Here is an 8,479-nt window from a genome sequence, read left to right on the forward strand (position 1 = left end):
TCATCGACTTCGTATTCACGCCCTCGAACAGGGCCATCAGCTTCTGCAGCGGGTCGTAACCCTCCGCCCGCCGGTCGTAGATCAGATCGAGGGCGCAGGTCACCTGCTCCTCGTCGAACCGCGCGATCGGCAGGATCTTCGACGCGTGCACGATCGCCGAGTCGAGGCCCGCCTTCACGCACTCGTGGAGGAACACCGAGTTCAGCAGCACACGGGCCGCCGGGTTCAGCCCGAAGGAGATGTTCGACAATCCCAGGGTCGTCTGCACGTCCGGATGGCGGCGCTTGAGCTCGCGGATCGACTCGATCGTCGCGATGCCGTCCTTACGGGACTCCTCCTGCCCGGTGCAGATCGTGAAGGTGAGGGTGTCGATGAGGATGTCCGACTCGCGGATCCCCCAGTTCCCCGTCAGATCCGCGATCAACCGCTCCGCGATCGCGACCTTGTGCTCGACGGTGCGGGCCTGGCCCTCCTCGTCGATGGTCAACGCGATCAGCGCGGCACCATGCTCCTGAGCCAGACGGGTCACCTTCGCGAACCGCGACTCCGGCCCGTCACCGTCCTCGTAATTCACCGAGTTGATGACCGCGCGCCCGCCCAGCTTCTCCAGGCCGGCCCGCAGAACGGGAACCTCCGTGGAGTCCAACACGATCGGCAGGGTCGAAGCCGTCGCGAAACGCCCGGCCAGCTCCCGCATGTCCGCGACGCCATCACGGCCCACGTAGTCCACACACAGGTCCAGCATGTGCGCGCCCTCGCGGATCTGGTCGCGGACCATCTCCACACAGTCGTCCCAACGGGCCTCCAGCATGGCCTCGCGGAACTTCTTCGACCCGTTGGCATTCGTCCGCTCACCGATCGCCATATAGGAGATGTCCTGGCGGAACGGCACCGTCTGATACAGCGAAGACGCACCCGGCTCCGGACGCGGATCGCGGACGCTCGGACTCAGCCCGCGGACCCGCTCCACCACCTGACGCAAATGCTCCGGCGTCGTGCCGCAGCAGCCACCCACCAGCGACAGCCCGTACTCACGGACGAACGTCTCCTGCGCGTCCGCGAGCTCGGCCGCCGACAGCGGATAGTGCGCGCCGTTCTTTCCCAGGACGGGCAGGCCGGCGTTGGGCATGCAGGAGATCGGGATGCGGGAGTTCCGCGCGAGGTAGCGCAGGTGCTCGCTCATCTCCGCGGGGCCGGTCGCGCAGTTCAAACCGATCATGTCGATGCCCAACGGCTCCAACGCCGTCAGCGCCGCACCGATCTCCGAACCCAGCAGCATCGTGCCGGTCGTCTCCACCGTCACCGAACAGATCAACGGAACCGTCACGCCCAGCGCGTCCATCGCCCGGCGGGCACCCACGATCGACGACTTCGTCTGCAACAGGTCCTGCGTCGTCTCCACCAGCAGCGCGTCCGCGCCGCCCGCGATCAGACCCTCCGCATTGACCTGGTAGGCGTCACGGATCGTCCCGTAGTCGATGTGACCGAGCGTGGGCAGCTTCGTGCCCGGACCCATCGAGCCCAGGACCCACCGCTGCTGCCCCGTCGAGACGGTGAACTCGTCCGCGACCTCGCGGGCGATCCGGGCCCCGGCCACCGACAGCTCGTGGTTGCGTTCCGCGATGTCGTACTCCGCCAACGCCGCGTAGTTCGTACCGAACGTGTTGGTCTCCACGCAGTCCACACCGGCCGCGAAGTACTCCCGGTGCACGTTCGCCACGATGTCCGGACGCGTCACGTTCAAGACCTCGTTGCAGCCCTCCAGCTGCTCGAAGTCCTCCATGCTCGGGTCCTGCGCCTGGAGCATCGTCCCCATCGCCCCGTCGGCCACCACCACACGGGTCGCCAGTGCCTGGCGGAGGGCATCGGCCCGGGTCTGGGTGTCTGCGGGCGGGTTCGGCAACGAGGCCATGGCTGTGCTCCCTGGGATGCGACGGCTGTCGGCTTTGCACCCCCTCTGTGTCAAGGGTGCACGCGGTCAGGGTAACCGCGTGGAACCGGCCCCGGTGAGGCTGTCCCACGTGGCGGACTGCATTCTGTGCGCGGGATGGTGACGGCCTTCGGCCGGGTGGATGCGGGCCGCCACGTTTGCCGGGACCCTTCCCGTATGCAAGAAGTCGGCATCGACCGATAGTGTTCAGCATTGTCGAACTACGTCAGCAGGAGGCTGCGCGATGGCACGGAACATCCAGTCGCTCGAACGAGCCGCTGCGATGCTGCGGCTCCTGGCGGGCGGCGAGCGCCGGCTGGGGCTTTCGGACGTGGCCTCTTCCCTGGGCCTGGCCAAGGGAACGGCGCACGGGATCCTGCGCACGCTGCAGGCCGAGGGCTTCGTGGAGCAGGACCCGGCCTCCGGCCGCTACCAGCTCGGCGCGGAGCTGCTGCGCCTGGGCAACAGCTATCTGGACGTCCACGAGCTGCGGGCCCGCGCCCTGGTGTGGACGGACGATCTGGCCCGGGCGAGCGGGGAGAGCGTCTATGTGGGAGTGCTCCACAAGAGCGGGGTGCTGATCATGCACCACGTCTTCCGGCCGGACGACAGCCGGCAGGTCCTGGAGGTAGGGGCCATGCAGCCGCTGCACTCCACGGCCCTGGGCAAGGTCCTGTCCGCGTACGACCCCGTGGCGCACACACAGGTCACGGAGGTGGAGCGGGAGGCGTTCACCCCCCGCACGGTCACCGACAGGGCCGCCTTCGAAGAAATCCTGGAGCTGACCCGGGCACGCGGCTGGGCCAGCGACATCGAGGAGACCTGGGACGGGCTCGCCTCGGTGGCGGCCCCCATCCACGACCGGCGCAGGATGCCGGTCGGCGCGGTGGCCGTCGCGGGGGCCGTGGAGCGGATGTGCGGGGACTCCGCGGAGCCCCGTGCGTCCCTCGTGGCGTCCGTGCGGGACTGCGCACGGGCGGTTTCACGCGACCTCGGGGCAGGCCGGTTCTGATCTGGTCCTGACCCGAACGCCACACCCTGACCACCCATTGGCCGCTCCCCTGTGGCATTTGGGTGGTTTTTGGCGTTTGCTGATCAACCGGTGGCCGAATTTGGGCGATCGCACCGACTGGTAACGATCCGACCCCCTGGCCTGGTCAAGCCTTGACGCCCGCTCCGCCTGGCGGAAAACTGCCGTTCATCGGTCGGCATTGCCGAACACCTACCGGCAATACGCGTTAAGGTGTGGCAAGGCCACGGACCGGTGCAGCACTCACCGAGTGCGTGCGACACCGGAGGGACCCGGTGTTCCACCACTCCCTGAACGACAAAGGAGTCGCGGGTGTCCAGCTCCGACATCTTCATCGGCGAGACCATCGGTACCGCCCTGCTCACCCTGCTCGGCGGTGGCGTCTGCGCCGCACTGACGCTCAAGAGCTCCAAGGCCCGGGGCGCCGGCTGGCTCGCGATCACCTTCGGCTGGGGTTTCGCCGTCCTGATCGCCGCCTACGTGTCCGCGCCGCTCTCCGGTGCGCACCTCAACCCGGCCGTCACGGTCGGCCTCTCGATCAAGAGCGGCGACTGGAACGACGTACCGGTCTACTTCGCCGGTCAGCTGCTCGGCGCCATGATCGGCTCGGTCCTGATGTGGATCACCTACTACGGTCAGTTCCAGGCGCACCTGGCCGACCCGGAGCACATCCGTGACGCCAAGCTCGGTCCCGAGGACCCGCACCCGCACGACGTGGCCGGCCCGGTGCTCGGGATCTTCTCCACGGGCCCCGAGATCCGCAACGTCGTCCAGAACCTCACCACCGAGATCATCGGCACCGCCGTCCTGGTCCTGGCCATCCTGACCCAGGGCCTCCAGGACGACGGCAAGGGCCTCGGCGTCATAGGCGTCCTGATCACCTCGTTCGTGGTCGTCGGCATCGGCCTCTCGCTCGGCGGGCCGACCGGCTACGCCATCAACCCGGTCCGCGACCTCGGCCCGCGCATCGTCCACTCCCTGCTGCCGCTGCCCAACAAGGGCGGATCGGACTGGAGCTACTCCTGGATCCCGGTTCTCGGCCCCCTCGCGGGTGCCGCGCTCGCCGGCGGTCTGTACAACATCGCGTTCGCCTGATCAGCATCGGCACTACGGCACCACCCGCACCGCCCTTCTGATTCCGCCTACTTCGACACCCGCCAGGAGCAGCCACCATGACCACCAGCACCGGCCCGTTCATCGCCGCGATCGACCAGGGCACCACCTCCTCCCGCTGCATCGTCTTCGACCGCGACGGCCGCATCGTCGCCGTCGACCAGAAGGAGCACGAGCAGATCTTCCCGAAGCCGGGCTGGGTCGAGCACGATGCCGCCGAGATCTGGACCAATGTCCAGGAGGTCGTCGCCGGAGCCATCGCCAAGGCGGAGATCACCGCCGCGGACGTCAAGGCCGTCGGCATCACCAACCAGCGCGAGACCACCCTGCTGTGGGACAAGAACACCGGCGAGCCGGTCCACAACGCGCTGGTCTGGCAGGACACCCGTACCGACGCCCTGTGCAAGGAGCTCGGCCGCAACGTCGGCCAGGACCGCTTCCGCCGCGAGACCGGCCTGCCGCTGGCGAGCTACTTCGCCGGCCCGAAGGTCCGCTGGCTGCTCGACAACGTCGAGGGCCTGCGCGAGCGCGCCGAGGCCGGCGACATCCTCTTCGGCACGATGGACTCCTGGGTCATCTGGAACCTCACCGGCGGCGCCCAGGGCGGTGTGCACGTCACCGACGTCACCAACGCCTCGCGCACCATGCTGATGAACCTGCACACCCTGGCCTGGGACGACAAGATCGCCGAGTCCATGGGCGTCCCGATGAACGTCCTCCCGGAGATCAAGTCCTCCGCCGAGGTCTACGGCCACGTCAAGGACGGCGTCCTCGCCGGCGTCCCGGTCGCCTCGGCGCTCGGCGACCAGCAGGCCGCGCTGTTCGGCCAGACCTGTTTCGCCGAGGGCGAGGCGAAGTCCACGTACGGCACCGGCACGTTCATGCTGATGAACACCGGCGACAAGATCATCAACTCTTACAGCGGGCTGCTGACCACGGTCGGCTACCAGATCGGCGACCAGCAGCCGGTCTACGCGCTGGAAGGCTCCATCGCCGTCACCGGCTCGCTCGTCCAGTGGATGCGCGACCAGATGGGCCTGATCAAGTCCGCGGCCGAGATCGAGACCCTGGCCTCCTCCGTCGAGGACAACGGCGGCGCCTACTTCGTGCCGGCCTTCTCCGGCCTGTTCGCCCCGTACTGGCGCTCCGACGCCCGCGGTGTGATCACCGGCCTCACCCGGTACGTCACCAAGGCGCACATCGCCCGTGCCGTCCTGGAGGCCACCGCCTGGCAGACCCGCGAGATCACCGACGCCATGACCAAGGACTCGGGCGTCGAGCTCGCCGCCCTCAAGGTCGACGGCGGCATGACCTCCAACAACCTGCTGATGCAGACGCTCTCGGACTTCCTGGACGCCCCCGTGGTGCGCCCGATGGTCGCCGAGACCACCTGCCTCGGCGCCGCCTACGCCGCCGGCCTGGCCGTCGGCTTCTGGCCCGACACCGACGCCCTGCGCGCCAACTGGCGCCGCGCGGCGGAGTGGACCCCGCGGATGCCCGCCGAGCAGCGGGATCGCGAGTACAAGAGCTGGCTCAAGGCCGTGGAGCGGTCGATGGGCTGGGTCGACGACGAAGACGCCAGCTGACCGCACGGCCGGCGCAATCGACGAGTAAGTAGGAGTCAACGGATATGAGCACCCTGCAGCGCGTTCCCACCCTGGGTACGCACCCGACCGCCGGTTCGAACGCGAGCCGCGCCGAGACCCGTGAGCAGCTGGCGAAGGCCACGTACGACCTGCTGGTCATCGGCGGTGGAATCCTGGGCACCTCGGTCGCCTGGCATGCCGCGCAGTCGGGGCTGCGGGTCGCGATGGTGGACGCCGGCGACTTCGCCGGCGCCACTTCCTCCGCCTCCTCCAAGCTCGTCCACGGCGGTCTGCGCTACTTGCAGACCGGTTCGGTCAAGCTGGTCGCGGAGAACCACCACGAGCGCCGGGTGCTGGCCAAGGACGTGGCCCCGCACCTGGTCAACCCGCTGACCTTCTACCTGCCGGTGTACAAGGGCGGCCCGGTCGGCGCCGCGAAGCTGGGCGCGGGCGTGTTCGCGTACTCGGCGCTGTCCGGCTTCGGCGACGGCATGGGCAAGATCATCTCTCCGGCCCGTGCCGCCGCCGACAACCCGGGTCTGAAGACGGACGGCCTCAAGGCCGTCGCCGTCTACTACGACCACCAGATGAACGACTCGCGCGTCGCCGTCATGACGGTCCGCGCGGCCGTCGAGTCGGGCGCCGTCGTCCTGAACCACGCCGAGGTCACCGGTCTGCGCATGACGCGCGGCCGGGTCAGCGGCGCCGAGCTCAAGGACCGTCTCGACGGCACCGAGTTCGGTGTGGACGCGCGGGTCGTGCTCAACGCCACCGGGCCGTGGGTGGACCACCTGCGGCGCATGGAGGACAAGCACTCGATGCCGTCCATCCGGCTGTCCAAGGGCGCGCACATCGTCATGAAGCGCAAGTCGCCGTGGAAGGCCGCCATGGCCACCCCGATCGACAAGTACCGCATCACCTTCGCCCTGCCGTGGGAGGACCAGCTGCTGCTGGGCACCACCGACGAGGCGTACGAGGGCGACCCGGCGGACGTGCGCGCCACCGAGTCCGACATCGACCAGATACTCGACGAGGCCGCCTTCTCGGTGAAGGACGCCGATCTGGACCGCTCGCTGATGACGTACGCCTTCGCGGGCCTGCGCGTGCTGCCGGGCGGTCCCGGCGGGGTCGAGAAGGCCAAGCGCGAGACGGTCGTCTCCGAGGGCGCGGGCGGCATGCTGTCGGTCGCCGGCGGCAAGTGGACGACGTACCGGCACATCGGCCGCGTGGTTATGGACAAGCTGGCCAAGCTTCCGGGCAGCCCGCTGACCGAGGACATGGAGCCGGTGAAGTCCCTCGTGCGCCGGATCGCGCTGCCCGGTGTCGCCAACCCGAACGCGGTGGCGCACAGGCTGCTCGTGGACCGCGAGCCGGGTTCCCGGATGGACCCGCTGACCGCGCGCCACCTGGCGTCGCACTACGGCTCGCTCGCCTTCGACATCGCGCGGCTCGCGAACGAGGACCCGGCGCTGGCGGAGCGCATCCACCCGGACGGGCCGGAGATCTGGGCACAGGTCGCCTACGCCAGGGACAAGGAGTGGGCGGAGACGGCCGACGACGTGCTGCGGCGCCGTACGACGGTCACCGTTCGCGGTCTGGACAGCGCGGAAGTGCGCGGCCGGGTCGAGGAGATGCTGGCCGACAAGGCATAACCGGTCGCGCAGAAGGGCAGAGGGGCGGTTCCGAGGGGAACCGCCCCTCTGTCGTGGGCTGTGGCTGGCGTCGTCTCAAGGCTTAGGCTGACCCACGTACGCAAGGGGAACTTCGGAAGGAGACCTGGGTGATCGAGCTTGAGGGCGTGCCCGAGCTGATCGACCCGGTCATGGTGGCCGCGTTCGAGGGCTGGAACGACGCGGGTGACGCGGCCTCCGGTGCGGTGGCGCACCTGGACCGGGAGTGGAAGGGCGAGGTCTTCGCGGCTCTGGACGCCGAGGACTACTACGACTTCCAGGTCAACCGGCCGACAGTGTGGCTGGACAACGGCGTGCGGAAGATCACGTGGCCGACGACCCGGCTGTCCGTGGTCCGGATCGGCGGCGCGAAGCCGCGCGACCTGGTGCTGGTGCGGGGGATCGAACCGTCCATGCGGTGGCGGTCGTTCTGCAACGAGATCCTCGGCTTCGCCCACGAGCTGGGCGTGGAGATGGTCGTCATCCTGGGGGCGCTGCTGGGTGACACCCCGCACACGCGCCCGGTGCCGGTCAGCGGGGTGACGTCGGACGCCGATCTGGCGCGGACGATGGACCTGGAGGAGACCAAGTACGAGGGCCCGACGGGGATCGTGGGCATCCTGCAGGAGGCCTGCACCCATGCCGGGGTTCCGGCGGTGTCCCTGTGGGCCGCGGTGCCCCACTACGTCTCCCAGCCGCCGAACCCCAAGGCGACGCTGGCGCTGCTCAACCGTCTGGAGGATCTGATCGACATCCGGATCCCGCTGGGCGAACTCCCCGAGGACGCGCGGGCGTGGCAGCTGGGCGTGGACCAACTGGCGGCGGAGGACAGCGAGGTGGCGGAGTACGTCCAGACGCTGGAGGAGGCGCGGGACACGGCCGACCTGCCGGAGGCTTCGGGTGACGCCATCGCCCGGGAGTTCGAGCGCTACTTGCGGCGCCGCGACCCCGCGGCGGGCCCGGCGCCGGAACCGGGCGACGGTTCCTACCTGCGGGACACCTCCAGCGGTCTGACGCGCCCGCCGAAGCGCAAGCCGGAGCAGGAACCCCCGTCCGCGGAGGGACCGGCCGCTCCGGACGGGGACGACACCCCGGAGGCGTAGCGGCCTTGCCCGTGCGTACGGCGACGCCCCCCGGCCGAGGGCCGGGG

6 protein-coding genes are annotated in these 8,479 nt (G+C 69.4%); 5 read left to right on the forward strand and 1 reads right to left on the reverse strand.

The window, feature by feature from the left end; all coding sequences use genetic code 11:
• The coding region (locus tag ACFWBY_RS36495; RefSeq protein WP_385409756.1) for a homocysteine S-methyltransferase family protein at window positions 1-1,912 on the reverse strand (1,912 nt) is incomplete at its 3' end.
• A gap of 262 nt (window positions 1,913-2,174) precedes the next feature.
• On the opposite strand from ACFWBY_RS36495, the gene ACFWBY_RS36500 reads away from it, so the two are divergent.
• The 5 genes from ACFWBY_RS36500 (at window position 2,175) to ACFWBY_RS36520 (ending at window position 8,432) form a co-directional block, all read left to right on the forward strand.
• Window positions 2,175-2,942, forward strand: a complete 768-nt coding sequence (locus ACFWBY_RS36500; protein WP_385345013.1) for an IclR family transcriptional regulator — start codon at window positions 2,175-2,177, stop codon at window positions 2,940-2,942.
• A 330-nt stretch (window positions 2,943-3,272) separates the two neighbouring features.
• Window positions 3,273-4,055, forward strand: coding sequence for an MIP/aquaporin family protein (locus ACFWBY_RS36505; protein WP_385345016.1), 783 nt, complete (start codon window positions 3,273-3,275; stop codon window positions 4,053-4,055).
• Between the two features lie 77 nt (window positions 4,056-4,132).
• Window positions 4,133-5,659 (forward strand): glycerol kinase GlpK, encoded by a 1,527-nt coding sequence (gene glpK, locus ACFWBY_RS36510; protein WP_385345019.1) that lies wholly within the window; start codon window positions 4,133-4,135, stop codon window positions 5,657-5,659.
• A 44-nt stretch (window positions 5,660-5,703) separates the two neighbouring features.
• Window positions 5,704-7,311: an FAD-dependent oxidoreductase gene (locus tag ACFWBY_RS36515; RefSeq protein WP_385345022.1), complete on the forward strand. Its 1,608-nt coding sequence runs from the start codon at window positions 5,704-5,706 to the stop codon at window positions 7,309-7,311.
• Between the two features lie 128 nt (window positions 7,312-7,439).
• Complete coding sequence (locus ACFWBY_RS36520) at window positions 7,440-8,432, forward strand: PAC2 family protein (RefSeq protein WP_385345025.1); 993 nt, start codon at window positions 7,440-7,442, stop codon at window positions 8,430-8,432.
• The last annotated feature ends 47 nt before the right edge of the window (window positions 8,433-8,479 follow it).

Source organism: Streptomyces sp. NPDC060049, assembly GCF_042736715.1.
Classification (GTDB): domain Bacteria; phylum Actinomycetota; class Actinomycetes; order Streptomycetales; family Streptomycetaceae; genus Streptomyces.